This is a genomic window from Staphylococcus sp. HMSC070D05 (assembly GCF_001815595.1).
GTDB classification, from domain to species: domain Bacteria; phylum Bacillota; class Bacilli; order Staphylococcales; family Staphylococcaceae; genus Staphylococcus; species Staphylococcus hominis.
Window position 1 is genome coordinate 58,172 of sequence record NZ_KV821148.1, and the last position, 25,944, is coordinate 84,115.

The following is a 25,944-nucleotide window of genomic DNA, read 5'->3' on the forward strand; positions in this document are numbered from 1 at the left end:
CTCAGATGATAGTAGAAGACATTCAAGGCAATATCGCTAACCTTTCTGCAGAAGAAAAACAAAAGCATGTAGAAAAAGTATATCTTGAAAACTCTGATCTGGTTAAACGTATTCAACGTGTCACAACAGATCACGGTAATGAAATCGGTATTCGTTTAAAACAACCTATCGATTTACAATATGGCGATATTTTATATCAAGATGACAACAATATGATTGTAGTAGATGTAAACTCGGAAGATTTACTTGTCATTAAGCCGCGTAACATACAAGAAATGGGAGATATTGCGCATCAATTAGGTAATCGTCATTTACCTGCGCAATTCACAGAAACTGAAATGCTTGTACAATATGACTACCTAGTAGAAGATTTATTAAAAACGCTAGGTATTCCCTATAGCCATGAAGATCGAAAAGTGAATAAAGCCTTCAGACATATAGGTCATTCACATGATTGATCATTCACATTTACGACTATTTCAGTTCTGTGATTCACAATTCCCTACTGGCGCATTTAGTCATTCATTTGGACTAGAAACATATATTCAACGTCAAGCTGTTCACGATGCAAATTCATTTAAAGAATGGTTAGAACTCTTTTTAAATGAACAATTAACGTATTCAGATGGACTTGCAATGCGTTTAGTTTATAACGCTTTAAATAATGGTGATACAGAAAAAGTATTACAACTTGATCAATTAATTTATGTCCAAAGTTTACCAAGAGAAACACGTATAGGTGCAAAACAAATGGGTACACGTATGGTAAAACTGGCCATGGAACTTTATGATAGTCCATGGATTAAATGGTACCATCAACAGATGAAAGATAAACGTGCAAAACTGCATCCAGCTATTTGTTTTACAATGCTAGGACATTATTTAGGCGTCAATATTGAAACGATTATTGATTACTATCTATATCAAAACGTTGCCAGTTTAACGCAAAATGCAGTACGTGCGATTCCCTTAGGTCAAACGACAGGACAACAAGTTGTAACGGAAATGATTCCATATATCGAGCGTACACGACAACATATTCTCACATTAAACGAAGAAGACTTTGGTTTAACAGCTCCTGGTTTAGAGCTTAATCAAATGGAACATGAAAATATCAACGTGAGAATCTTTATTTCATAGGAGGTAGTAAACATGACAAATCCAATTAAAATTGGTGTGGGCGGTCCTGTAGGTGCAGGTAAAACTCAATTAATTGAAAAACTTGTACGTCGTCTATCAAAAGATATGAGCATTGGTGTGATTACAAATGATATTTACACAAAAGAAGATCAAAAAATCTTAGTGAATACTGGTGTTTTACCAGAAAATAGAATTATCGGTGTTGAAACGGGTGGCTGTCCACATACAGCAATTCGTGAAGATGCATCAATGAACTTTGCTGCAATCGATGAATTATTAGATCGTCATGAGGATATTGAACTTATTTTCATCGAATCAGGTGGCGATAATTTAGCTGCTACTTTCAGTCCTGAATTAGTAGATTTCTCTATTTATATCATCGATGTAGCTCAAGGTGAAAAAATTCCACGTAAAGGTGGACAAGGTATGATTAAATCTGATTACTTTATCATTAATAAAACTGATTTAGCAGAATTTGTCGGCGCATCACTTGACCAAATGGCAGAAGATACTAAAACATTTCGTGGCAATCGTCCCTTCACATTTACAAATTTAAAAACCGACGATGGTTTAGATAATGTCATTGAATGGATTGAACGTGATGCATTACTTAAAGGATTAGCTTAATGATGCAACATCAATTCGATTCGGAACCTTCTTGGACTGGACAATTGGATCTCACTGTTTTTAATAATGGTGAGCGTTCTGTTGCCCGTAATATCTTTTTCGAAAAAGCGTTAAAGGTTATTCGTCCAGTTTATTTAAATTTCTCTACGATTCCAACATTTTATATCGTCAATGTTGGCGGTGGTTATTTAGATGGCGATCGTTATCGTATGAATATTAATGTCGAAGAAGAGGCTAAAGTCACTTTGACCTCTCAAGGTGCAACTAAAATTTATAAGACGTTAAACGATTGCGTGAAACAATACCAAACATTCAATATAGCAAAAGATGGTTATATGGAATATGTAGGAGACCCTATTATTGCTTATGAAAGAGCAAAGTTTTTCCAACATAACATCTTTAATTTAGATAAATGTGCATCCATGTTCTATACCGATATTTTAACCCCAGGCTATTCTGAAAAAGACACACCATTCACTTACGACTACATGCATTTAATTAATGAAATTTATGTAGACGATGCGCTTATCACTTATGATAATTTACGCATGCATCCAAGTGAAACAAAAATGAGTTCGGTTGGCTATATGGAAAATTATACCCATCTTGGTTCAGCTTATTGTATACACCCTGATATAACGCAAAAATTCATTGAAGATGTGTATGATGAAATTAAAGATTATACAAAACAATACGATTGCCGTATTGGTATTACACAATTACCTACACATGGTTTTACAGTACGTATATTATCTAATCTGACACAAGAAATTGAAGAAGTGCTTACACGCGTCCAAGCTTATATTGCTGATAAATTGTATCATCGCCAACTCGACTTTTTAAGAAAATATTAATAAATTAATTAAAATACACCTTATATCATGAGTATAAAGACTCGATATAAGGTGTTATTCTTTTACACTTATTTTTCTATTTTTATTTATTATCATTAAATATATATTGATAGATATCATGCGATACTTGTTCAAAATCGTCAACGTTAAGTGATAAATAGAATTTGAGTTTAGGCTCTGTTCCTGAGGGACGTAATGCGACAAATCCCTTATCAAAAATTAACCGAATCACATTTGACTTTGGCAGAGATATCACTTCAACTTTATCATTCCGTTTATTGATTCTCTTTTGACTTTGATAGTCTTCAACTGCGATCACTTTTAATCCGCCCAACGTATCTGGAATGTGTTGACGAAGGTGTTCCATTAACGTTGCAATTTCTTGTTGCCCCTTTTTTCCTTCAAATATTTTAGATGTAGGTTGATCGCGATAATATCCTACTTCCTCATATATATCCGTTAAGGCATCGTGTAATGTTTTACCTTCATTTTTTAAAATAGACGCATATTTAATGACTAACGGAACAACTTGAATCGCATCTTTATCTCTTACAAATTCACCTGCAAGGTAACCATAACTTTCTTCATAAGCGAAAATAAATGTTTCATCCTCACGTAATTCACGAATCGCCTTGGCAATAAATTTAAAACCAATTAAGACTTCCTTCACAGTAACCCCATGTTGCTTTGCGAAACGTTTCCCTAGTTCACCACTTACAATGGATTGAATCATGATTGGATGTTTAGGAAGCGTCGTATGATCGACTAAATATTTAATCATTAACGCACCAATCTCACTGCCATTAAAATAGTGAATATGACCATCATGATCTCGTTCAACGAATCCCATTCGATCCACATCAGGGTCTGTCGCAATGATTAAATCCGCTTTAGAGTATTGGGCTTGTTTGATAGCTAAATCAAACGCTTCATGTTCTTCTGGATTGGCGCTTTTTACAGAACTAAAATCAGGATCAATTTTACATTGTGAGTCAACAAGTTCAATCTTATTAAAGTGAAGATGGCTTAGCACCTTCGGAATAATAGGTGTTCCTGTACCATGTAAACTCGTATACACCACATTTAAGTTTGATGGAGGTATGTCACCAATCAATTGGTTAATTTCCGCAAAATAGTACTGATTAATATCTTTTGGTAAAGGTAAAATATTTTCTTTAATTAACGTCTCATTTAATTCAATGTCTAAATGAAGTGGATCATCTAATTGTTCAATATACTTAGCCACTTCAAGTGAGGCGACATCGTCGAGCTGTGCTCCATCAGCACCATATACTTTAATGCCATTATAATCTTTAGGATTGTGACTAGCTGTAATCATAATGCCTGCAGATGTTTGAAGAAACCTCACTGCATAAGATAACTGCGGAGTCGTTTGATATGTATCCGATACATATACTTTAATATGATGAGACGCTAAAATATGCGCGATAATGTCTGCAAATTCTGCTGATAAATGACGAATGTCATAATGAATGACAATGGAAGGTTGTGCCATATTATCTTGTAAATAATATGCAATTCCTAAAGCTAGACGTTGAATGGTATATCGATTTAAACGTCCTGGACCTAAACCAAATTGACCACGAATACCTGCTGTTCCAAAGGAAAGTATCGTTTCAAACCCTTCTTGTTGAAATTGAGATGATTGTCGGTCATAGAATGATCCTACGAGACTATCTGCTTTGTGTGTTATCCAATTGTCTTTCATCCAATACTCCTCTCATACATGATGTATGTCATATTCTTTTCTTTAGTATAATCGATATCTATTTATGTTTCACATGATACTTATCTTTTTTTTAATTAAAATTCTATCTTCAATAATACAATGCAAAAACACCCTCACTACGATAAGTAAGGATGTTTTTAATTGTAATTTATAGCTATTTACGATTGAAATTGATAGCTTTCATGTCCTTTAGCGAAACCTTCTACTGTATAAATCATTGATCCACCTTCTGAATTATTCTCAATATCATTGGTACATATTAACAATTGATTTGTACCTGGAATAAATTGCGGATGCGTAGAACGCAACATTTTCCCTTCATCACGACCTGGCATCAAGATTTGACCAATAGGATACCCTCTTTTATTAAAGACAAGAACTCGGCCTTGTCCATACATTGCAACATATAAGTTGTCATCACTATCAATACAAACAGAATCAGGTCCTTCATGACCAGTGAAATAATACGGTATGGTTGCTCCAAACGGTGCAATAGTCACACCATCATCTTCTAATTGAATACGGTGAAGTCGATTCGTCGTTGTTTCAGTTATCCACAGTACTTTTTCATCAGTACTAAGTGCGATACCATTAGCAACAGAAATATTTTGTATCACGGGTGTCACCGTTTTAAAATCAGGAGAAACGTAGTAGACGCCACCTTTAGGATTCGTTGAATACCCTCTAAAGTCGGTGAAATAAAAACCACCTTTACTATCAAATACCATATCATCAATACAATAATCTGTATTGATGTCTGAAATAATGTCTTCAAAGTATTCTCCATGTTCATCTGTTGCGAAAATACCACCTGTAGATTCAAAGTCACCTAAGTAACATGTAAACAGTCGTCCATCTTTATGAATTTTTACTGCGGCTGGATTTTGTTTTTTTGATTGAAACGCTACAGAAATATCTTTACTTGGCAGATTAACTTTAAAAATCTTTCCACCAAATACTTCACATAAAAATAAGTTATGTGCTTTATCAAAAATAAGTCCTTCAAGTTGAAGTCCTTCATCTGAAATTTTTAACCATGGTTCAGCTGTAACTGTTTGTAATTTACTTTCAGAAACAATAGGAACCGCACTTTTAGACTTACCACTATACGTTAATTTAGGTAATTTATTATTTGACATATTAAATCAGCCTCCTTATTCCATTCTTTTACATATTTTATTATACGCTTGAAACATTCTAAACTTAATCTTACTATATGTAATCGTTTTCAATAAGTAAAATGATTATCCTTGTATAGGTCAATTGACTGATTTATGAGCGCAAATATTGAAAGAAGTTATAATTTTGATAAAATATTATAATGTCGATTTTTATATAAATAACAATTTAGATACGTTTAACATACAGATAAATTAACTTTTAGAGGAGAATCAGAAAATGGATTATAGAGTGTTATTATATTATAAATATACAACAATTGATGACCCTGACACATTTGCTACTGAACATTTAGCATTTTGTAAAGAACATAACTTAAAAGGTAGAATCTTAGTATCTACAGAAGGTATCAACGGTACATTATCAGGTACAAAAGAAGATACTGATAAATATATTGAACATATGCATGCAGATGAACGTTTTAAAGATATAACATTCAAAATTGATGAAGCTGAGGACCATGCATTCAAAAAAATGCACGTACGTTCTAGAAAAGAAATTGTTGCTTTAGGTTTAGAAGATGATGTAGATCCACGTGTGACAACTGGTAAATATTACTCACCTAGTGAGTTTAAAGCTGCATTAGAAGATGACGATACTGTTATTTTAGATGCACGTAATGATTATGAATTTGACTTAGGTCATTTCCGCGGTGCCATTCGTCCAGATATTACACGCTTCAGAGATCTACCAGATTGGATTCGTGACAATAAAGAAAAATTAGATGGTAAAAACATTGTGACGTATTGTACGGGTGGTATCCGTTGTGAAAAATTCTCAGGCTGGCTTGTAAAAGAAGGCTTTGAAAATGTAGGACAATTACATGGCGGTATTGCTACGTATGGTAAAGACCCAGAAACAAAAGGTGAGTATTGGGATGGCAAAATGTATGTCTTCGATGAACGCATTAGTGTCGATGTGAACCATGTAGATAAAACAGTGATTGGTAAAGAACACTTTGATGGCACCCCATGCGAACGTTATATTAACTGTGCAAATCCAGAATGTAATAAACAAATTTTAGTATCCGAAGAAAATGAAGCAAAATATCTTGGCGCATGTTCATATGACTGTGCCAAACATGAACGTAATCGCTACGTTGCAAAACACCATATTAGTGATGAGGAATGGAATCGTCGTTTAGAAAACTTTAAAGATGTCCCTGAACATATTCACGCATAATGACATGTACCCTTTATAAGTATCAACCTACTTTTAAAGGGTACTTTTACATACCCACTGTGCTATAATAACTTAAATTGAAACTTACCTAAGGTGATTGTTATGAAGAAGCACAGTAAAGATTACTTCCATCTTTTTTATAGTCAGCTATTCGCAAATACTGGAGACGTGTTAACCGTTGTCGGCTTAATTTCGGTAGTGTATAGTATGACCTCAAAAACGACTGCCGCTTCTATGATTCCAATTATTTTTACTTCCGGTCTCTTTGTTAGTAGCTTTATTTCAAATTATATTTATCAGTATTTTACTCAAAAACAAGTATTATGGATTTTCCAAGGACTTAAACTTGTGAGTCTATCCATCATCGCAAATCTACTTATATTCGAACAATCTCCAATATTTATTTTTATTCTACTATTTATAAATGCTCTATTTGATGGATTTACTAATCCAATTAAGAATACGATGATTCCTTTTATTGAAAAGAAAGAATACTTAACGTCAGCGAACGCCTTAATGAATATGATGAGTAGTATGGTTCAATTGTCGACATGGGCATTAGGTGGATTTCTGATGAGTCTGATTGGCGCTAAATATTTATTTTTATTTGCGCTTGTACTAGAAATTCTATCTTATTTCTTTGTTATTCAACTTTCAGAACGACATATTTATAATAGTGAAAAAGAAAATATATTAAATAGCTTTAAAACTGTATTACGTCATAACTATTCCAATAAACTGAGTTTATATCTAAATCTATCTACAATTTTCGAATCTGTCGCAATATCTATTTGGGTTGCTGCCATTATTCTTACATATACGAGAACCTTTTTACATGTCGATGATTTTTGGTTTGGACTCATCAATGCTGCCTTCTTTAGTGGGACGATTATTGCTGGATTATGGATGAATGATAAAGATCAATTTTTCACAAAAATAAGTTACCCTGTTATTATTTACATTCCGCTCATATTAGCTTTGATTAATGTCAGCTTTATCCTACATCAATCTGTGTTACTTGCTTTACTCATGTCATTATTAATGGGAATGTTCGAAGATTCACGCTATATTTCTTTAAACTCAGTTGTACAACGTGAAGTACCAAAAGAAGTCCTAACATCCACCTATATACTGAATAATTTATTAAGCAGTGTATTTTTCTCACTTGGTACTTTAGGTATTTCACTTATTGTAGATAATCAAGGAGTAATATGGGCCTATGTAATTAGTGGCGTTGCTTATGTGTTAACATTTGTTTTAGGTTTATTTTTTAAAACAGCGATTAAAAATTAATATACGAGGAGACGACGATATGTGTACAGGCATTACATTTCAAGCCAATAATGGAGATGTTATTTTTGGAAGAACGATGGATTACGATTATCCTTTGAACGGCTTTCCTGCAGTTCAACCTCGAGGATACTCCTTTAAATCGCATGTCGACTATAAAGGAGAAACATTATATGCCTTTGCAGGTGCTGGTTCTGATATGGAGGGGTTTGTTTTTGGAGATGGCGTCAATGAACATGGACTTGCCATGTCCAATCAATACGATCGTGGATATGCGTCATATGCGACAGACATTCGTGACGGCTATATCAATATTTCTCAAACAGAAGTGCTTGTCTGGGCGCTTGGCTATAACAGAAATATTGAAGAACTTATTGAAAATGCGAAACAAATTAACGTTGTAGCCTATTCATATAGTGATATTAACGAAGTTCCTCCATTACATTATCATTTATCTGATGCGACAGGCAGAACTGTGGAAGTGACATTTGTTGATGGTCGCATCGTCGTGATAGATAATCCAATTGGCGTGCTCACAAATAACCCAAATTTAAATTGGCATTATGAAAATTTGAAACACTTTATGCATGTGACACCATATAACATTGACAATACATTTTCAAAACAATTGAACTTAGGGAATATGAATGGCACATTCGGTTTACCTGGAGGTTATACATCTGGCGAACGTTTTGTTCGAGCAGCTTATCTTGTTCATCACTTATTACCAGATAGCGATGTTCATCCTATCTTAGATGCATTTAGAATTTTAGACCATGTGAGTATACCAAAAGGCGCTGTTCGCCCTTCAGACAATGGATTTTATTATACGTTATATCAAACTGTTTTTAATTTAACGACAAAAACACTCTATATTAAATATTATGACTCGAATACCATTATAGAATTGCAACTCACCAATGACTTAATACATAGTGACGATTTGATAGTCTTTTCAAGAAAGAATAGAGGGTTGTATACTGAAAAAGTGAATGACTAACATATTTTTAAATCTAATAAAGTACCTCTCTTACATCAAATTGTAAGAGAGGCTTATTATTTTTTCACTTTTATCATTCTTTATTTTATCTATAAACTAGTCCACCATCAGTTAAAATGGCTTGTCCAGTAATATAATCTGAATCTGATGATGCTAAGAATGACACTAAAGAAGCCACATCTTTTGGTTCTTGATAACGCCCGAGTTTAATTGCTGATGAGAACTGTTCAAATGCTTCACCAGGTTTTAGATTACTATCTAATTTAACCATTTCAGCATCAATACGATCCCACATTTCAGTTTTAGCAACTCCAGGACAATAAGCATTCACCGTAATACCTTTTTCAGCTAATTCTTTCGCTGCAGTTTGAGTGAGAGAACGTACTGAATGTTTAGTAGCACAGTATGTACCTAATACCTCATAAGATTCATGTCCTGCAATACTGCATGCGTTAATGATTTTACCTTTACTATTTTGCTTAATAAACTGTTTTGCTGCCGCTTGAATTCCAAATAACGTTCCATATACATTTATATGGAATAATTTATCCAATTCATCTTCTGTAATATCTAAAATAGGTGATACCGCATCTACACCAGCATTATTTACAAATACATCAATTTGACCAAATTCTGCCACTGCAAATTGAACCAATTCTTCTTGCTCTTTTTTCTTAGAAACATCACTATGAAATGCTACCACGTTATATCCATTCTCTTTAAATTCTTGTTCTGTTTTTTCTAGAGCTTTTTGATTAATATCTTGAATCACAATATTAAATCCATCATTGGCTAAACGTTGAGCAATTCCTTTTCCTAATCCTGCTGCTGAACCTGTAATGACTGCTGTTTTTGTCATAATACCACTCCTTTTACATAATTATTTTACCCCTCTAGTTTAATTTTATTCTTAATTTTAAATAATTCACAAACTGTTCATATATCTTTTACGTTGTCTTATATCATTATTTGTTTAATGATGTAAATAAGTGTTTATACCTTACTTATTAAACTGTAAAAAATTAAAGGAGATGTCTTATGAATATTTTAGTAACTGCATTTGATGCATTTGGTGGAGAAAACGTAAACCCGGCATTAGAGGCTGTAAAACAATTAGATGAGACTATTGGTGAACATACGATTACAAAACTAGAAATTCCCACTGTTTTCCATGAATCAAAAGATGTGATTCAACAAGCATTAGAACAAGATCATTATGATGCAGTCATATCTGTTGGACAAGCGGGTGGACGTTTTAATATTACACCTGAACGTGTAGGCATTAATATTGATGATGCACGTATTGCGGATAATAAAGGAAATCAACCCATTGATGTTGCCATTCATCCAGATGGCGCGCCAGCCTATTTTTCAAATCTTCCTATAAAAGCAATGACCGAAGCGATTAAAAAAGCGGGTGTTCCAGCAAGTTTATCGAATACCGCAGGCACATTTGTCTGCAATCATGTCCTTTATCAATTAGGCTACCTTGCAGATAAGTTTTATCCTAACTTACTATTTGGCTTTATCCATGTTCCCTTTATTCCAGAACAAGTCATAGATAAACCTAATACACCTTCGCTGTCTTTAGATACGATTACAAAAGGAATTACAGCAGCAATCCATGCGATTTCAGACCACCCGGATGTTAAAGTAGCTTTAGGAGAAACACATTAGAAAATAAGATAATTAGTGATATGTAAGATACAAATTCTATAATTAAAATGATTCTTTTTGTCTACAAAACATATAATTTGTAGACTTGTTTATTTTGAAAATAAAAATTACCGTGTATTATTAATAAGTGACAAATATAAATTGAAAGAGGTTTTAAATTTGAGAAAGCATCTGCTTTTGTCATTCGTGATGTGTGCGTCTCTCCTATTAACTGGATGTACACATGATCAGCATCAACACAAAGAAGTGAAAGTATCTCTTGCACGAGAATTTAACCCGAGCCAGTTAGATGCACAAGCGTTTGATGTTCCGATGCCTGTCTACAGTGCAATATATCAACCTCTTGTTACATATGGAGAAAATGGAAAGATTGAGCCTGGTTTGGCTAAATCTTGGAAAGTCTCTAATAACGGAAAAGATTATACATTCCACTTAAAACACCATATTAAATTTAATGATGGTTCAAACTTTGATGCGAAAGCAGTCAAATTTTCAATTGAACGTGCGAAAGCGACAGATAAGACAAATCCTATGGAAACATTAGATAAACTGAAGTCGGTTACTATTAAAGATAACTATACTGTAGATATTCATTTGAAAACGCCATCAAATCAAGTATTAAATGAATTATCACAAATACGTCCGCTACGTATCATGAGTCCACATGCGGTAAAAGATGGTAAAACCACTGGAAAATTTGAAAAAGCGATTGGTACAGGACCATTCAAAGTAGCAGATTCAACAAATGAGACTGTGACTTTTAAACCGAATCCTTATTATCACAACCATCATCCATTGGATTACAATTTAATTTTTCAAACAATTGAAGATAGCGATTCGAGACATCTTGCAATGGAAAGTCATTCTATTGATATTACAGGAGGTTCACTAGGACATTTGACTCCTCAACAAATCAAGGAATCATACCGTAATCAAGATTTAAAGGTAAAACAATATCCAAGTACAGAAACACAGTTCATGGCCTTTAATCCAGAGGTCTCATTACTTCAAAATAAAAAGATGCGCGAAGCGATCAGTAAAGCGATTAATACTGATCACTTATCATCAAATAAGAAACTTAAAGGATTATTCCAAGACGGCGTAGAATTCGTGAATGATACAAATCAACACACCCATTCATATAATCCTACTCAAGCGACACGCTTATTAGAACACTTAGGCTATAAAAAAAATGATCGGGGCTACTTTGAAAAAAATGGACGAGACCTTTCTTTAAAATTAGCGCTACAAACTGATGAATTTCCTGAATGGAAAACAAAAGCAGAAATTATGCAACAAGATTTGAAAACCGTAGGTATTCATTTGGATATTAACGTTTTAGATGCCCAAACGTATTATGAAACACTCACTATCCGAAAAGATTATGATCTTATTTTCTATCGTTCTTATACGAATGCGCTCATGCCATATAACTTTTTAAATGCACGCTTTAAGCAAGACGGAGATAAGCCTGGTATGTTCGCAAACGATGTTCAGCTAACAACAATGCTTAACCGCTTCTCAACCATTACCAATAAGGATGATCAACAACGTGCATTTAATCACATCTCACATCGCATCAATCAACAGTATCTTGAAGTGCCAATTGCTTATCCAAACGAAGTGTTTGTTACAAGTCCTAAAATTAAGCAATTCGAATTCTCAGGACAAACGGATGCACCCATTAATTACGATAAATTGAAGGTATCTCATCATGATTAGTATGATTAAACATTTCCTTAAACTTATATTATATTTCATTATTATTTCGTTTATCTTATTTGTGCTACTTGAACATACAACTGGAAATCCAGCGATTCAATATCTACATGAACATGGTGTGGCACAAATCACAGATGAACGAATTAAGATGGCTCAAGATAAACTTGGATTAAGCCAAGCATTGCCTATTCGTTATTTACAATGGTTAGGCCATGCATTTACAGGCGATTTAGGCACGAGCTTTAGTAACGGCGAGCCTGTCACTGACCGTATTGCTAAAGCCGTTGCTCCTACCTTGAAACTTATTTTTATCTCAGCCATCATCTTATTTCCACTTGGCTATATTATTGGCTATCTCTGTGGGAATTATCCTAAGAAAAAGTGGTCTATATTCATATTACGTGCGTCTCAAGTGGTGACATCACTACCAGAATATTGGTTAGCCATTATTTTTATTTACTATTTCGGTGTGAAATGGCATCTTCTCCCTTTTGTAGGAAGCTATAGCTTTGAATACTTTATTCTACCTATCGCTATTTTAGTTTTAGTGGAAGGAAGTCATATGATTTTACTTAGCAGCCACCTATTTGAACGTACACTTCGTAATGAAGCGTATCAACTCGCCATGTTACGTCAATTTAAATTAAAAGATCGTATTTACGTACAAGTTAAAGACATCTTAGCGCCATTACTTACGATTACAATTAATAATTTTATTCGTTTATTCAGTCGAGTCATTATTTTAGAAGTCATTTTTAGTATTTCAGGGTTAGGAAAATTGCTTATTATTAGTATTAATCTTCGGGATTATCCACTCATTCTAGGTATTCTAATGATGATGATTACAATCATTATGATATTGAATTTCCTGGGTGATATTTTACTAGAAAAAAGTGACCCTCGTTTGAATATGTCGAAAACGTTAGGAGGGCGAGTAACGTATGAAGATTAAACATTTCATATGGCCTATTGCAATAATCATTTTAACTGTACTCGCTTATGTCCTATATGATAAAGCAAATCAAATTCATCAATCTCAAGCATTACGTCCCCCAAGTTTACATCATTTACTTGGTACGGATGATTTGGGTAGAGATTTTCTAACACGACTATTTGTAGGTAGCTTGATTACACTTGGTCTTACTGCATTCATTATGATAGGGACAATCGTGCTTGGACTGATCATTGGTCTTATTTCAGCTATAGTAGGTAAATGGTTAGATTCTATCATTATGGCACTTGCAGATATGTTAATCGCTTTACCAGCTATCATTATCGCGCTTGTCGTCCTTGGTTTTGTTAACAATTCTGTAGTAGGATTATGTCTTGCACTCATCATCGGCTGGCTCGGTCGCTATTTGCGGTATTTCAGAAATTTAGCACGTGACACGATGACACAACCGTTCGTTAAATTTGCGCCACTTAGTGGGATGTCGAAGTCCCAAGTTACAATACATCACATTGTGCCACATCTCATCAGCGACATTATGGCACTTGTTACTGCAGATTTTGGTAAGTTAATGTTAAGTATTTCCGGTCTCGCCTTTATTGGTTTAGGAGTAAAACCCCCTATTCCTGAATTAGGCGCCATTTTACATGACGGTAAAAGTTATTTCTATTCTGCGCCCTGGTTATTTATCTTTCCAGGTGTCTTATTAGGAGGGTTCGCACTCATATGTCAAATACTCAATCGTCGTCACCTACATTAGATACAGTCCTTTATATCAATGATGTATCTGTTTATCACAAACATGAACCATTACTTAAACAGATACATTTAAAGATTGAAAAAGGAAGCTTTCATTGTTTAATTGGAGAAAGTGGGAGTGGTAAATCTTTACTTACACGTACTGTACTGAATATGAAAGAAGATGATTTAACCTATCGTGGTGAGATTCATCTCGATTTAACGCAAACGGATGCAATGTTCCAAGATGCGAATCGCAATTTTTTCCAAAATGTTCGTATCAAGCGACACTTTGATGCATTGTTTGACTCTATGTCATCTTCATTAACACGTGATCAACAAAAAGCATTTGTATTACGTCAATTTAAACATCTCGGATTGGACCAACCTGAATCCATTTATTATCAGTATCCTTTTGAATTGAGTGGTGGTATGGCACAACGAGTTGCACTTGTCATGGCTATTGTAAGAGAAGCACAGTTTTTAATTGCAGATGAATCGACTAGTGCGCTAGATCAACACAATCGTCATAGTTTAATGGCTCTACTGCATCATGTAGTGACAGAACATGATATGACAGTGCTATTTGTAACTCATGATTTAAACTTAGTCTTAAACTATGCAACACATATTAGTGTCATGCTAAACGGAAACATTGTAGAAACAGGGCGTGCTTCTGATATTTTACGTGATCCTCAGCATGCTTACACGAAGCAATTGATTGAACTAGCTAATAGGAGATATCAATATGTTACAGATTAAACAGTTAAATAAAGCTTTTTCTAATAAACAGATATTTAAAAATTTTAATTATACATTAGAGACACACGATCATTTATTGATAAGTGGCGTAAGTGGAAGCGGAAAGTCTACTTTGGCTCAAATTATTGCAGGATTAGATTCAAATTATCAAGGTACACTCATATATAACGATTTAGAACTTGACCATACTTCACAACACAAATGGATGAAACATATCCAATATGTGCCTCAATATCATTCGAGTACACTTGATCCAAATAAAACAGTTCATTGGATATTAAAACAACCTTTAATTCATTTTCATTATCCTAAGGCTATACATGAGGACAGAATAAAAGAAGTCATGTCGCAATGTAAGTTAGAATCACAATTACTTGGTAAAAAAGTGAGTACTTTAAGTGGTGGCCAATTCCAAAGGCTATGGATAGCAAAAGCTTTGCTTGTAGAACCAGATGTCTTGATTTTAGATGAAGCAACAACAAATTTAGATATGGTGAACGAAGATATCATCTTACAAATGTTAAGAGAATTTCAACATTTACAGTTAATTATCATTACACATGATTCATATTTATTGAAAGCTTTACCTGGTAAACATTTAAATATTGGTTAATTCAAAATAAAGAGTGGGACAACGAGTTTTGTCTCACTCTTTTCATAAATAGTTCAAATATTTTATAAAGTAAGTTGTAGGTTGAAATCAGAGTATGTTATGTTCAAGTTGCAGTATACGTAGTTCAAATAAAAACATTAGAGGTGATACAACCATGACTCAACAAGGTATTACAGAAACACGTATGCATTCAGATTCAAATCTTGACTCTCATTATCAAAAAGATAATGAACATTATCCTAAAGGGAACCGCTTCTTAAATGTTCTTATTTTTATAGGATGGATGTTACTTGCTCAGATTCCTATTGTTCTTATTTTATTTATTACTAATTTTTCTGCAAAAATGGATATTACAAGTGGAACACTAGCAACACTATTATTTATGATGTTAGCCGCTGTCGTTATTTGGCTGGTTAGACGTTATTATCAACGGCATACATATGAGCCAATTAAACCGTTTAAACGCAAAGATATTATGATTAATATCGGATGGGCACTATTACTTCGCGTTATTGTCATTGGAATGAGTTTTCTAATGATGGCAATAACAGGTCAAGCACAGACAGAAAATGATAAGGCATTACTTGGTAACTTTCAAGGCGCGAAACCTTCTCCCGATCAACTTGGACAAGCGTTTCCTGTCATTGTATTTGCACTCACCCTTACGTTTGTAGCTCCCTATTTAGAAGAATTAATTTATCGAGGTATCTTTAAAGAGACACTATTTAAACGTAGCAGTTTTTGGTTACCATTTATTTTATCCTCACTTATTTTCGCTTCTCAACATGGTATTTCAAATTGGGTAGCCGTTTTAATGTATATCACGATGGCGATGATTTTTTATCTCGCTTATCATCGTCGTCATAACGTCAGAGATAGTATGATGGTTCATATGATTCATAATGGCGTGACGGGTATTGTGATTATTGTGAGTTACTTTATCGCAATGTTTAGCTAAAAAAGTATACTAGTTAAATTAAGTCGACAACTATCTCGCCAAAAAAAGAGGAGTGGAACGGAATTCATTTTGAATTCGTCGGCTCACTCCTTTTTTAATTCATTCGATTATTCTATATCAATATGATTTGAATCCTCATTAAATGTTTCAGTTTTAATATTTTTATCTTCCAAGAAATTTGCAATATCTTGTTTTTCTTGATCATTTACAATGTCTTGATCTTTATTCACTTGCTCAATATCATTAAAAATAGATGTATCATCATCCGATTTTAACGAGATTTCTAAACTTTTTTGCTCTATGCGATTGGCTGTTGAAATATAACGACTTATTTTATCAGTATAGATCACATAATCATTATTTGGCATCTGATTATTTTGAATGTATTGTGCAAAATTTGTATCATTCTCATTCTCTAATTGAACAAGTTTTTTTAATTTATTTACTTCTGTATTGGATAATTTTTGATTGGAATATAATTTCATTTTATATGTATTCATCGTATCATTGATTTTTTTATCAATGTTACTATACGTTTTAATATCTTTTTTAATCGTTTTTTCAGAAGTCTGTACATGTCGTACTGACGTTTTTTCAAAAACATGATCCGGTATTTTTGTATCTGGTTCTAGACTGATATCTTGATCATCAGAACTCTTATTTTCTTCTGTTGAATGTTCTTCTTGTGTTTTCGCATTGTCCGAAGGGTCACTATCCTCTTTAGACAATCGATGACATCCCACTAAGCCAATAGATAATATGAGAATAAGTGTCACTATCACTATCTTTTTCATAACTTTTCTCCTTAACGACGTTTATTTATCTTTACTTTAAGTATAGAACAATTACAACTACTTTTGAATGCGTTATAAGTTGCTACCTTTATATGGCGTACGGCACATTAACAGAACAATAATCACAACGATATAGCCTATCGTAGAGACGATAGATGTTTCAAAACCAAACTGTCCTCCTGTAAGCACCATATTTTTAAAACGTAAAACATATTGAAAGACGTTATAGTCAGTTTCTTTTGTAGTGATATAAACGATTTGAAAGACATTCCAAAAGAAATGCAAGGTGATACTCGCCCAAATGGTGTTAAATCGATACGTTGCTATACCAAACATCATACCAACTAAAGTGCCACTAACTAACAATAAGAAGAAACTTGTCACATTTAGAGCACCATTCAATAAATGAATGACACCAAAGAACAGTGAAGTAACGATGATTGCTATTCGAATGTTTGTTTTCTTTTCAATATAGCCCATTAAAAGACCTCGACACACCATTTCCTCGACAATAGCACCAGCTGCAGCTTGCATAAAAATAATGTAACTCAAGTCGTGTATCGTCTTACTGATTGAGTTAAAATGATGTACCTTAAAATCTCCCGGTATAAAAATAAAATAAATCGCATATACTACGCACGGTAATGCAATCCCTAAAATCAAATAAATCGGATGAAATACAGGTTTTGTCATTCGATATGAAGATAGACCCTCTTTAAATACATGAGTAATTATCCATCTTACGACGAGAAATGTAAGTAAAATATAAGTGATACTCGATAAAATCGTTCCGATTCCATAAAATGGTATAATTGTATCAAATAATAGCGCGATTGTTTGAGAAATAACCATAATGATTATCGCTAAAAGAAACATACCAACAATTTTTATTATTTTCATTGTTATTCTCCAATATAAGTGATGTATATAAATTTATCATAGCATAGAAAAAAGAGTAAGATTGAATTGACAATGAATTCATTTTCCTACTCTCTTAATATTAAAAATCATTTTCTTTTTGTTATTTTAGATATATATGTAGAAGCTTTATTTTTGTCGTAAATCGTTAAACCAGTAATATCTTTTACATTTTTAGATGGTACAAGCAAGCTTACGATATAACCTAAAATAAAAGCAACTAAAAATGAAATAATTGATACGTAAAATGGTGAGTTTCCTCCACCTATTCCATGAAGTAAATAAGCGATAATTACTCCTGCAAATAGTCCGACAATGACACCAAATGTATTTGCACGTCTTGTGAATATCCCAACTGCAAATATTCCAGCTAACGGCACACCAAATAATCCAGTAATAAGTAAGAATAAATCCCATAAATTATTAGAATCTGCTGCAATTAAATACATCGAAATACCATAGCTTAATAAACCTGCTATCACAATAATTAATCGAGCAAATTTCACTTCTGATTTATCATCCCTTTTTCCAAAGAAGCGATGTTTAATATCTTCAGAAGTACATGCTGAAATTGAATTTAAACTTGATGAAATTGTTGATTGTGCTGCAGCGAATATTGCTGCAATAAGTAATCCACCAATAAATGGGGGCATTTCAGTCAAAATAAAATATGGAACAATTGATGAGGTATTAAAACCTTTAGGCAATGTTTCTTGATGCTGATAAAATGAATACATCATCGTACCCATGCCATAGAAAATAGGCGCTGAAATTAGTGTTAAGACACCATTTGTCCATAATGATTTTTTGGTTTCTTCCATAGATTCTGATGCTTGATAACGTTGTACTACATCTTGGCTCGCTGTATATTGATGTAAATTATTAAAAATATTTCCCAGGAAAATAATTGGGATCGCCGCTGCTGCTGAGTTAAGTTTCCAATTATCTGCGCTAAGAATTTTTTTATTCGCAATAGCATCATGTACAATTGTGCCAAATCCACCTTTTATTTCAAAAGCACCGATGATAATGATAAGCAGTGCTCCACCAAGTAAAATGACACCTTGGATAAAATCACTCCAAACGACTCCTTCGAATCCACCTAGAAATGTATATAAAATACATAAAATACCTACTAAACTTGCTACAATGTATGGATTAATATCAGATACAGCAGTTATTGCTAAAGTTGGTAAATAAATAACGATTGCAATACGTCCTAAGTGAAAAATAATAAATAATAATGATCCAATTAAACGTATACTTGGTCCAAATCGTGCTTCTAAATATTCATAAGCTGAAGTTACATGTAATTTTTTAAAGAATGGAACATAAAAAGCAATTAATATTGGAATGATTGCTACAATTGCAATATTTCCTGCTATATAGGCCCAATCAGTTAAAAAAGCTTTTTCAGGTGTAGACATAAACGTAATTGCACTTAATGTAGTCGCATAAATAGAAAAACCAATTGCCCACGATGGTAAACGTCCGCTTGCTTTAAAGAAACTATCAGTATCTTGGCTTGCACGTTTAGTAAAATAGGCACCTACCAATAACATTGCCACAAGATAGACGATAACTGCTATCCAATTCCATAACCCAAATCCTATATGTTGCATAAGGAACACCCCTTGTTTATATTCTGTCGTTTAAATTGTGTCGTAATTACAAGCTATAAGTTTCAATTAATTGATTTAATTCTTTACGATTTGCTTCATTAAATGGTGAAAATGGACGTTTAGGTACTCCACCATCTATGCCTCGTGTTTTTAATATTTCTTTTAAAGTAGGGTAAATACCCATGCTTAAAACTGTTTCAATAATATTATTAGTATCATGTTGAATTTTATAAGCTTCTTCAACTTTACCTTCACGAGCTAAATCATAAATTTGACGTGCACGACGGCCATTCACATTATATGTAGAACCAATTGCACCATCTACTCCAGAAATAACTGCTTGAACTAACATTTCATCAAATCCAGACAAAATCAACTTATCTGGAAATGCTTTTCTAATTCTTTCAAGTAAGAAGAAATTTGGCGCAGTATATTTTACTCCTACAATTTTTTCATTATTAAACAATTCTTCAAATTGGTTGATACTAATATTTACACCAGTCAAATCCGGAATGGCATAAATTATCATTTTATTTTGCGTTGCTTCAATAATATCGAAGTAATATTGCTTAATCTCTTCAAAAGAAAACGGATAATAGAATGGTGTTACTGCTGATAATGCATCATATCCTAAATTTGTGGCATACTTTCCAAGTTCAATGGCCTCATTTAAATCTAGTGAGCCTACTTGAGCAATTAATTTCACATCATTTCCAACCGCTTCTTTTACAACTTTAAAGATTTGTTTCTTTTGTTCTTTACTAATTAAGAAATTTTCTCCAGAACTTCCATTTACATATAAACCGTCTAATTGTTCAACTTCTATTGCATTCTTTGCGATTTGTTTTAATCCTTCTTCTTTAACTTGACCATTTTCATCAAATGGGACAAGTAATGCTGCATATAATCCTTTTAATTGTTCTTCCATTCGAAATCCTCCAATATATGATCTGAATTTTTTATAATTTTATTATTAATTCAACAGCAATATATTCTATTTATATTTCGAATTGTAAACGCTATCATATTTTTATACAATACTATATGAAAAATATTAACAAATAATTCTAAATTTAATGAAAATAATTTTCAAATTAAAACTAGAGGACTAAAAATGATTTATAGTAGTTATAAAGAAAACTAAGGAGGTTTTTTATATGTATAAAATTGCAGTTGATATCGGGGGCACTAATATAAAACTTGCAGTAATTAACAATGAATTAAACATTATTGATTATAAAACCATTGCTACTCCAGACAATATTCACATTTTAATAACGAACGAAATATACTTAATCATTGATGCATTTATAAAAAAATATCAGCTTAAAAATCCTCACATTGGTATCTCAAGTGCTGGCGTTGTAGATTCAACTCGTGGAGAAATTGTTTACACTGGACCAACTATTCAAAATTTTGATGGCACAAATTTTTTAAATGTTTTCAAGGAATTGTCCTCAAATATAACTGTTTACAACGATGTAGATGCAGCATTACTTGGGGAGCTTTCTTTGCATAATTATGAAGAAAATAACATCTTTTGTCTTACTTTAGGAACAGGAATTGGCGGTGCATTTTATAATAAATCTATTGGAATCTATCAAGGTGCACGTCATCGAGCAAATGAAATTGGTTATTTGCTTTATCGTTCTTCCGATGACAAAACATTTGAACAAAGAGCTTCAACTTCAGCGCTAAAAGATTTAATGCTATTACATCACTTTAAGTATGACACTAACGTACCAAAATTATTTGAATTAGCTGAAGAAAATGACACTGTAGCAATCAATATTTTAGAAGAGTGGAGCCATTCAGTAGCTGAAGGTATCGCTCAATTACAAATTATCTATGATCCTGAACTTATCTTGATTGGTGGAGGTATCTCTTCTCAAAAAGATACACTATTAAAATATATTAAGCCTAAAATTCATTATTACCTTCCGCCTCATTATGGAATAGCACGTCTTCAGACGACTCGAAGCGGTAATAATGCAGCTTTGTACGGTGCAATACAATAGTAGTTATAAACATGGAGGACTACGCATTCTAGTCCTCTTATTTATTTGCTCCCATGGTTTAGAACAACTTGACGTGTTTGTTGATAGAGTTTATGTATGTAAGGATCTCCAAGAAGAATGTAACTCACAAGATCTAATAAAAAGTGAGTTGCAATTTGTGAATTAATAAATCTTGTATCATTATTATTGGACTGTGCAGACGTAATCAGCACTAAATCTGCATTTTTAGTAATTGTGCTTCCTTCAAAATTAGTAATTACAACAACATAAGCGCCTTGATTTCGTGCTATTTTAGCCGCATCGATAAGCTCACTTGTTTCCCCACTATTTGAAATTGCTACAAACATATCATTCGATGATAATAATGACGCAGAAATCTTCATTTGATGAGCATCTGTGGATACTAAACCTTTTATACCCATACGCATGGCACGATAATAAAATTCACTTGCTGTTAAACCTGAACTCCCTAAACCTGCGAAATTCACCTGTATACATGTTTTTAAATTATGTGCTAAGCGTTTAATTTTTTCCTCAGAAATAAACTCTCCAGTTTATTGAATGATATTTTGATGATAACGATGTATAAGTTGTACTAATGGTGCATTTTCTACAGATTTCTCTGATTTTTCATGTTGCAAACTAAACTTCATATCTTGAAAATTATCGTAATTTAATTTGTTACTGAAACGCGTTATTGTAGCTGGCGATGTTTCAATTGCATAAGCCAATGAATTAATTGTTGAGAAACTATCATCAAGTGGATGCTTTTGTATATATTCTATAATTCGTTTATCTGTTTTTGTTAATAAATGACGACAACGCTGAACTCTATTTTCAAATTTCATTTTACAATCATCCTCTTTACTCAATTAAATAACTTATGTCTAATTTATTATAAATGAAAATATTTTTCAATTTATAATTTTAAATTGATAATAATTTTCTTAATGTTATGATATGAGTAAATCAATTCAACAGTATTGTATAAATAACCACAAACTCGATATATTCTATTTATAAATATAAATGTTACGGAGTGAATGATATGTTACCACAAGGATTAATCGTTTCTTGCCAAGCTTTACCTGAAGAACCTTTACATTCTTCGTTCATTATGTCAAAAATGGCTTTAGCTGCTTATCAAGGCGGTGCAGTAGGTATACGTACTAACTCTATAGAAGATATTGTAGCTATTCGCAAGGAGATCAATTTACCAGTTATCGGAATTGTTAAACGAGATTACACTAACTCAAGTGTGTTTATAACTGCAACTTCAAAAGAGGTAAATGAACTCATTGAAAGCGGTTGTGAAGTTATTGCTTTAGATGCTACTAAACAAAAACGTCCAAAAGAATCTCTTGAAGAACTTGTGAAATATATTAGAGAAAAAGCGCCTGGTATTGAAATTATGGCTGATATCTCAACGACTGAAGAAGCTATTTATGCAGATCAATTAGGTTTTGACTATATTGGAACCACTCTAAGAGGGTATACATCTTATACAAAGGGTCACATATTATATGAAAATGACTTTGAATTTTTAAAAGAAGTACTTAATCAAGTAAACACAAAAGTCATTGCAGAGGGTAATGTCATCACACCTGAAATGTATAAAAAAGTGAGCGAACTTGGTGTTCATTGTACAGTAGTTGGTGGTGCGATTACACGACCTAAACAAATTACCGAACGATTTGTCAAAGCAGTAAAAAATCATTCATAAACCTATGGAGGCGTTTAGATGATGAAATTGATCAATTTAAAAAACAAATCTATCGCAAGTGATTATGTGGCAGTTGAGTTATTAAAGTTAATACAAAGTACGCCGACAGCTACTCTTGGATTAGCGACAGGTAATACAATGACAGAGATTTATCCACGATTATCTGAATTATTAACGGCAAATCGTGTGAATTTAAATGATATTAAAACATTTAACTTAGATGAGTATGTGGGTCTTAATTCATCACACCCTCAAAGCTACTACACATATATGCATGAGCTTTTATTTAATCATAACGAATGGAATGAACATAACATCTACATTCCAAGAGGAGACGCATCTGATCTTGAAGACGAAGCACATGCTTATGAACAGCGTCTATCCTCTATAGGACAACCCGATATTCAATTATTAGGTATTGGAGAAAATGGTCATATCGGTTTCAACGAACCAGGTACATCTTTTGACAGTCAAACACGAGTTGTAGATTTAACTGATTCTACGATTAAAGCAAATAGTATTCATTTTGATACGATTGATGATGTTCCAAAACAAGCCATTTCTATGGGATTACAATCGATTATGCGTGCAAAACGCATCATCTTATTAGCTTTTGGAGAACGTAAACAAGAAGCTATTGATCGTTTAGTGAATGGTTCAAAAACTGAAACATTACCTGCCTCTATTTTACAAACGCATCCGAATGTAGATATTATTATTGATGATGTCATATTTAATTATTTAAACCACTAAAAAGGACAGAACGTTCGAGTTCTGTCCCTTTTAATATATTTAACTTTACTTCCTATGGATGTTTAAATAATTTTAAAAGCAATGAAATAATAATACAAACTATCGCAATAATTGCGAAAGTAATCAAGAAAATTAAATCAGTTTGAGTGAATTTCACACTGATATCTGACCAACTTTTAAAAGAACTATTATAAAGCGCATTGACCACCACAACTGCTAATAAAGCAATGACCGATAACCATCCTAAAGTAGTAAAGAAATTTTTTGCACTTGGAAATCTCAAATCATTTTGCATTATCTATCCCTCCTTTACTTCAACTTCATATATTATGTAGATTTACTATGTATATACACTAAATCTCATATATATAAACCTAAAAAGATAAAGAGATACTAAATTATTCATTTTTCACTATACGGGGAGTCTTAAAAATGATGAATAGCACCTGCTTTAATTGTTGTATCCACTTGTATATGGTCGTCAACAATTACGATATCTGCATCTTTCCCTATGCTTAAGCTTCCTTTTTGCTTATCAATATTAAGCGTAATGGCTTGATTTAAACTTGCCACTCGCCATAAGTGGTCTAAACTATCATGCGTAAATTGAATTAAATTATGCAGTCCTTCATTCATTTTTAAAATACTGCCTGCAAGTGCGCCATTTTCTAAACGTGCTTCTTTCCCTTTAACAATCACATTTTGTCCACCTAAATCATACTCACCATCTTTCATACCTTTGGCACGCATGGCATCTGTAATTAAATACATGTGAGTATATCCTTTTTGTTTATATGCAATATCTACAGCAGCAGGATGTGAATGAATACCATCACCAATAATTTCAGTGTTTAAACTTTGATTGGTCCAAGCGGCACCAAATACACCTGGATTACGATGCTCAAAAGGTGTTGCAGCGTTGTAAAGATGCGTTACATGTTTCGCACCTCGTTCTACTGCTTCATTTGCTTCTTCAAATGTGGCGACAGTATGGCCCATTGAAAAAATAATCTCATCACGCAATTCATTTAACGTGTCATGAGCGCCTTCGACTTCTGGCGCAAAAGTAATGATTTTAATTAATCCTTTCGCTACTTCTTGAAAATGTCGAATTTTGTCAACAGTGGGACGCTGTACATATTTAGGATTTTGAGCACCCACTTTATGTTCAGAAATAAATGGTCCTTCTAAATGTACACCACCGATTTCAGCTGCTTCACCTAACGTTTGATTTTCATAACATGCGACAATGTTTTTTAATGCTTTTTCAATATTCTCATCAGATTGCGTCATCGTTGTTGCTAAAAATGTTGTTGTCCCTTCAGACAATAATTGTTTAGCTAAATGATTTAAGCCGTTATACGATGCATCCATTGCATCTTCTCCATAGCCACCATGAATATGAATATCGATAAAACCTGGTAACACATGCTTTCCTGCTACATCTATTTGATTTAAATGACCTTTATAATCACCTTTTTGAATATCACTAATTTTGCCATTTTCTACGACAAGATACCCTTTTTCAATAACTTGTGCTTCCGTATAAATTCTTCCATTTGTAATGACATATTGAGCCATGATACCCCTTCTTTTCTATAAAATTTCTTATCATTTCAAAGATATTATATCATTTCATATTGTCATCATTAGGCAATTTCTTCTTTTGGAAAAA

26 protein-coding genes and 1 pseudogene are annotated in these 25,944 nt (G+C 33.1%); 17 read left to right on the plus strand and 10 right to left on the minus strand.

What is annotated here, in order from left to right; all coding sequences use genetic code 11:
* Positions 1-5: 5 nt before the first annotated feature.
* Genes ureE through HMPREF3046_RS08105 form a run of 4 tightly spaced genes read left to right on the plus strand, consistent with a single transcriptional unit; the run spans position 6 to position 2,621 of the window.
* Positions 6-458 carry an urease accessory protein UreE gene (gene ureE, locus HMPREF3046_RS08090; protein WP_002449547.1) on the plus strand — a complete coding sequence of 151 codons (453 nt, stop codon included), beginning with the start codon at positions 6-8 and terminating at the stop codon, positions 456-458.
* The gene (locus HMPREF3046_RS08095; RefSeq protein ID WP_070718453.1) at positions 451-1,140 is read left to right on the plus strand and encodes an urease accessory protein UreF; all 690 of its coding nucleotides are present in this window, start codon (positions 451-453) and stop codon (positions 1,138-1,140) included. The genes ureE and HMPREF3046_RS08095 overlap by 8 nt, the downstream gene beginning before the upstream one ends.
* A 12-nt stretch (positions 1,141-1,152) precedes the next feature.
* Entirely contained in the window at positions 1,153-1,767 is a 615-nt protein-coding gene (gene ureG, locus HMPREF3046_RS08100) for an urease accessory protein UreG (protein ID WP_070718456.1), read from the plus strand.
* A complete protein-coding gene (locus HMPREF3046_RS08105; protein WP_070718460.1) occupies positions 1,767-2,621 on the plus strand; it encodes an urease accessory protein UreD in 855 nt (284 codons plus the stop codon). Before ureG ends, HMPREF3046_RS08105 begins: the two co-directional genes overlap by 1 nt.
* Positions 2,622-2,703: 82 nt before the next feature.
* On the opposite strand, the gene HMPREF3046_RS08110 is transcribed toward HMPREF3046_RS08105, so the two are convergent.
* Positions 2,704-4,350 carry a phospho-sugar mutase gene (locus HMPREF3046_RS08110; RefSeq protein WP_070718463.1) on the minus strand — a complete coding sequence of 549 codons (1,647 nt, stop codon included), beginning with the start codon at positions 4,348-4,350 and terminating at the stop codon, positions 2,704-2,706.
* Between the two features lie 179 nt (positions 4,351-4,529).
* Positions 4,530-5,510: an SMP-30/gluconolactonase/LRE family protein gene (locus tag HMPREF3046_RS08115; RefSeq protein WP_070718465.1), complete on the minus strand. Its 981-nt coding sequence runs from the start codon at positions 5,508-5,510 to the stop codon at positions 4,530-4,532.
* A 259-nt stretch (positions 5,511-5,769) separates the two neighbouring features.
* Here HMPREF3046_RS08115 and HMPREF3046_RS08120 point away from each other — a divergent pair, with 259 nt between their 5' ends.
* From HMPREF3046_RS08120 to HMPREF3046_RS08130, 3 genes are all read left to right on the plus strand, one after another.
* The gene (locus HMPREF3046_RS08120) at positions 5,770-6,732 is read left to right on the plus strand and encodes an oxygen-dependent tRNA uridine(34) hydroxylase TrhO (RefSeq protein WP_070718468.1); all 963 of its coding nucleotides are present in this window, start codon (positions 5,770-5,772) and stop codon (positions 6,730-6,732) included.
* 102 nt (positions 6,733-6,834) lie between these two features.
* Positions 6,835-8,025, plus strand: a complete 1,191-nt coding sequence (locus HMPREF3046_RS08125) for an MFS transporter (protein ID WP_070718471.1) — start codon at positions 6,835-6,837, stop codon at positions 8,023-8,025.
* A 19-nt stretch (positions 8,026-8,044) separates the two neighbouring features.
* Positions 8,045-9,022 (plus strand): choloylglycine hydrolase family protein, encoded by a 978-nt coding sequence (locus HMPREF3046_RS08130; protein ID WP_070718474.1) that lies wholly within the window; start codon positions 8,045-8,047, stop codon positions 9,020-9,022.
* A gap of 85 nt (positions 9,023-9,107) precedes the next feature.
* On the opposite strand, the gene HMPREF3046_RS08135 is transcribed toward HMPREF3046_RS08130, so the two are convergent.
* Positions 9,108-9,881, minus strand: a complete 774-nt coding sequence (locus HMPREF3046_RS08135) for an acetoin reductase (protein WP_002488197.1) — start codon at positions 9,879-9,881, stop codon at positions 9,108-9,110.
* 179 nt (positions 9,882-10,060) lie between these two features.
* Here HMPREF3046_RS08135 and pcp point away from each other — a divergent pair, with 179 nt between their 5' ends.
* The 7 genes from pcp to HMPREF3046_RS08170 all read left to right on the plus strand — a co-directional run bounded on the left by pcp (position 10,061) and on the right by HMPREF3046_RS08170 (position 16,441).
* Positions 10,061-10,699: a pyroglutamyl-peptidase I gene (gene pcp, locus HMPREF3046_RS08140; RefSeq protein WP_070718478.1), complete on the plus strand. Its 639-nt coding sequence runs from the start codon at positions 10,061-10,063 to the stop codon at positions 10,697-10,699.
* 159 nt (positions 10,700-10,858) lie between these two features.
* A complete protein-coding gene (locus tag HMPREF3046_RS08145; RefSeq protein WP_070718485.1) occupies positions 10,859-12,421 on the plus strand; it encodes a nickel ABC transporter substrate-binding protein in 1,563 nt (520 codons plus the stop codon).
* Positions 12,414-13,373: an ABC transporter permease gene (locus HMPREF3046_RS08150; protein ID WP_070718490.1), complete on the plus strand. Its 960-nt coding sequence runs from the start codon at positions 12,414-12,416 to the stop codon at positions 13,371-13,373. Before HMPREF3046_RS08145 ends, HMPREF3046_RS08150 begins: the two co-directional genes overlap by 8 nt.
* Complete coding sequence (locus HMPREF3046_RS08155; RefSeq protein ID WP_070718493.1) at positions 13,363-14,130, plus strand: ABC transporter permease; 768 nt, start codon at positions 13,363-13,365, stop codon at positions 14,128-14,130. The genes HMPREF3046_RS08150 and HMPREF3046_RS08155 overlap by 11 nt, the downstream gene beginning before the upstream one ends.
* On the plus strand, positions 14,097-14,870 hold the full coding sequence (locus tag HMPREF3046_RS08160) for an ATP-binding cassette domain-containing protein (protein WP_070718496.1): 774 nt from the start codon (positions 14,097-14,099) through the stop codon (positions 14,868-14,870). The genes HMPREF3046_RS08155 and HMPREF3046_RS08160 overlap by 34 nt, the downstream gene beginning before the upstream one ends.
* Entirely contained in the window at positions 14,857-15,483 is a 627-nt protein-coding gene (locus HMPREF3046_RS08165) for an ATP-binding cassette domain-containing protein (protein WP_070718500.1), read from the plus strand. The genes HMPREF3046_RS08160 and HMPREF3046_RS08165 overlap by 14 nt, the downstream gene beginning before the upstream one ends.
* Before the next feature lie 154 nt (positions 15,484-15,637).
* Positions 15,638-16,441, plus strand: coding sequence for a CPBP family intramembrane glutamic endopeptidase (locus HMPREF3046_RS08170; protein WP_070718503.1), 804 nt, complete (start codon positions 15,638-15,640; stop codon positions 16,439-16,441).
* 107 nt (positions 16,442-16,548) lie between these two features.
* Here HMPREF3046_RS08170 and HMPREF3046_RS08175 read toward each other — a convergent pair whose 3' ends face one another.
* From HMPREF3046_RS08175 to HMPREF3046_RS08190, 4 genes are all read right to left on the minus strand, one after another.
* Complete coding sequence (locus HMPREF3046_RS08175; RefSeq protein ID WP_070718504.1) at positions 16,549-17,235, minus strand: NDxxF motif lipoprotein; 687 nt, start codon at positions 17,233-17,235, stop codon at positions 16,549-16,551.
* A 72-nt stretch (positions 17,236-17,307) separates the two neighbouring features.
* Entirely contained in the window at positions 17,308-18,135 is an 828-nt protein-coding gene (locus tag HMPREF3046_RS08180; RefSeq protein ID WP_070718507.1) for a CPBP family intramembrane glutamic endopeptidase, read from the minus strand.
* 107 nt (positions 18,136-18,242) lie between these two features.
* Positions 18,243-19,775, minus strand: coding sequence for a sodium:solute symporter family protein (locus HMPREF3046_RS08185; RefSeq protein WP_070718508.1), 1,533 nt, complete (start codon positions 19,773-19,775; stop codon positions 18,243-18,245).
* A 46-nt stretch (positions 19,776-19,821) separates the two neighbouring features.
* Positions 19,822-20,703 (minus strand): N-acetylneuraminate lyase, encoded by an 882-nt coding sequence (locus tag HMPREF3046_RS08190; protein ID WP_049434697.1) that lies wholly within the window; start codon positions 20,701-20,703, stop codon positions 19,822-19,824.
* A 229-nt stretch (positions 20,704-20,932) separates the two neighbouring features.
* On the opposite strand from HMPREF3046_RS08190, the gene HMPREF3046_RS08195 reads away from it, so the two are divergent.
* Positions 20,933-21,793 (plus strand): ROK family protein, encoded by an 861-nt coding sequence (locus HMPREF3046_RS08195; RefSeq protein WP_002454701.1) that lies wholly within the window; start codon positions 20,933-20,935, stop codon positions 21,791-21,793.
* A gap of 41 nt (positions 21,794-21,834) precedes the next feature.
* On the opposite strand, the pseudogene HMPREF3046_RS08200 reads toward HMPREF3046_RS08195, so the two are convergent.
* Positions 21,835-22,641: pseudogene (locus tag HMPREF3046_RS08200) on the minus strand (MurR/RpiR family transcriptional regulator).
* Between the two features lie 200 nt (positions 22,642-22,841).
* Here HMPREF3046_RS08200 and HMPREF3046_RS08205 point away from each other — a divergent pair.
* Both HMPREF3046_RS08205 and nagB read left to right on the plus strand, forming a co-directional pair.
* On the plus strand, positions 22,842-23,516 hold the full coding sequence (locus HMPREF3046_RS08205) for an N-acetylmannosamine-6-phosphate 2-epimerase (RefSeq protein ID WP_070718512.1): 675 nt from the start codon (positions 22,842-22,844) through the stop codon (positions 23,514-23,516).
* Between the two features lie 21 nt (positions 23,517-23,537).
* On the plus strand, positions 23,538-24,269 hold the full coding sequence (nagB, locus tag HMPREF3046_RS08210; RefSeq protein WP_070718552.1) for a glucosamine-6-phosphate deaminase: 732 nt from the start codon (positions 23,538-23,540) through the stop codon (positions 24,267-24,269).
* Between the two features lie 52 nt (positions 24,270-24,321).
* On the opposite strand, the gene HMPREF3046_RS08215 is transcribed toward nagB, so the two are convergent.
* Both HMPREF3046_RS08215 and nagA read right to left on the minus strand, forming a co-directional pair.
* Complete coding sequence (locus HMPREF3046_RS08215; RefSeq protein WP_002449323.1) at positions 24,322-24,564, minus strand: hypothetical protein; 243 nt, start codon at positions 24,562-24,564, stop codon at positions 24,322-24,324.
* 131 nt (positions 24,565-24,695) lie between these two features.
* Positions 24,696-25,850: an N-acetylglucosamine-6-phosphate deacetylase gene (gene nagA, locus HMPREF3046_RS08220; protein WP_070718515.1), complete on the minus strand. Its 1,155-nt coding sequence runs from the start codon at positions 25,848-25,850 to the stop codon at positions 24,696-24,698.
* Between the last annotated feature and the right edge of the window lie 94 nt (positions 25,851-25,944).

Excerpts from the sequence above, each read along its gene's own strand:
- ureE (WP_002449547.1), top strand. The coding sequence starts at position 6 with ATGATAGTAGAAGACATTCAAGGCAATATCGCTAACCTTTCTGCAGAA.
- HMPREF3046_RS08095 (WP_070718453.1), top strand. The coding sequence starts at position 451 with ATGATTGATCATTCACATTTACGACTATTTCAGTTCTGTGATTCACAA.
- ureG (WP_070718456.1), top strand. The coding sequence starts at position 1,153 with ATGACAAATCCAATTAAAATTGGTGTGGGCGGTCCTGTAGGTGCAGGT.
- HMPREF3046_RS08105 (WP_070718460.1), top strand. The coding sequence starts at position 1,767 with ATGATGCAACATCAATTCGATTCGGAACCTTCTTGGACTGGACAATTG.
- HMPREF3046_RS08110 (WP_070718463.1), bottom strand. The coding sequence starts at position 4,350 with ATGAAAGACAATTGGATAACACACAAAGCAGATAGTCTCGTAGGATCA.
- HMPREF3046_RS08115 (WP_070718465.1), bottom strand. The coding sequence starts at position 5,510 with ATGTCAAATAATAAATTACCTAAATTAACGTATAGTGGTAAGTCTAAA.
- HMPREF3046_RS08120 (WP_070718468.1), top strand. The coding sequence starts at position 5,770 with ATGGATTATAGAGTGTTATTATATTATAAATATACAACAATTGATGAC.
- HMPREF3046_RS08125 (WP_070718471.1), top strand. The coding sequence starts at position 6,835 with ATGAAGAAGCACAGTAAAGATTACTTCCATCTTTTTTATAGTCAGCTA.
- HMPREF3046_RS08130 (WP_070718474.1), top strand. The coding sequence starts at position 8,045 with ATGTGTACAGGCATTACATTTCAAGCCAATAATGGAGATGTTATTTTT.
- HMPREF3046_RS08135 (WP_002488197.1), bottom strand. The coding sequence starts at position 9,881 with ATGACAAAAACAGCAGTCATTACAGGTTCAGCAGCAGGATTAGGAAAA.
- pcp (WP_070718478.1), top strand. The coding sequence starts at position 10,061 with ATGAATATTTTAGTAACTGCATTTGATGCATTTGGTGGAGAAAACGTA.
- HMPREF3046_RS08150 (WP_070718490.1), top strand. The coding sequence starts at position 12,414 with ATGATTAGTATGATTAAACATTTCCTTAAACTTATATTATATTTCATT.
- HMPREF3046_RS08155 (WP_070718493.1), top strand. The coding sequence starts at position 13,363 with ATGAAGATTAAACATTTCATATGGCCTATTGCAATAATCATTTTAACT.
- HMPREF3046_RS08160 (WP_070718496.1), top strand. The coding sequence starts at position 14,097 with ATGTCAAATACTCAATCGTCGTCACCTACATTAGATACAGTCCTTTAT.
- HMPREF3046_RS08165 (WP_070718500.1), top strand. The coding sequence starts at position 14,857 with ATGTTACAGATTAAACAGTTAAATAAAGCTTTTTCTAATAAACAGATA.
- HMPREF3046_RS08170 (WP_070718503.1), top strand. The coding sequence starts at position 15,638 with ATGACTCAACAAGGTATTACAGAAACACGTATGCATTCAGATTCAAAT.
- HMPREF3046_RS08175 (WP_070718504.1), bottom strand. The coding sequence starts at position 17,235 with ATGAAAAAGATAGTGATAGTGACACTTATTCTCATATTATCTATTGGC.
- HMPREF3046_RS08180 (WP_070718507.1), bottom strand. The coding sequence starts at position 18,135 with ATGAAAATAATAAAAATTGTTGGTATGTTTCTTTTAGCGATAATCATT.
- HMPREF3046_RS08185 (WP_070718508.1), bottom strand. The coding sequence starts at position 19,775 with ATGCAACATATAGGATTTGGGTTATGGAATTGGATAGCAGTTATCGTC.
- HMPREF3046_RS08190 (WP_049434697.1), bottom strand. The coding sequence starts at position 20,703 with ATGGAAGAACAATTAAAAGGATTATATGCAGCATTACTTGTCCCATTT.
- HMPREF3046_RS08195 (WP_002454701.1), top strand. The coding sequence starts at position 20,933 with ATGTATAAAATTGCAGTTGATATCGGGGGCACTAATATAAAACTTGCA.
- HMPREF3046_RS08205 (WP_070718512.1), top strand. The coding sequence starts at position 22,842 with ATGTTACCACAAGGATTAATCGTTTCTTGCCAAGCTTTACCTGAAGAA.
- nagB (WP_070718552.1), top strand. The coding sequence starts at position 23,538 with ATGAAATTGATCAATTTAAAAAACAAATCTATCGCAAGTGATTATGTG.
- HMPREF3046_RS08215 (WP_002449323.1), bottom strand. The coding sequence starts at position 24,564 with ATGCAAAATGATTTGAGATTTCCAAGTGCAAAAAATTTCTTTACTACT.
- nagA (WP_070718515.1), bottom strand. The coding sequence starts at position 25,850 with ATGGCTCAATATGTCATTACAAATGGAAGAATTTATACGGAAGCACAA.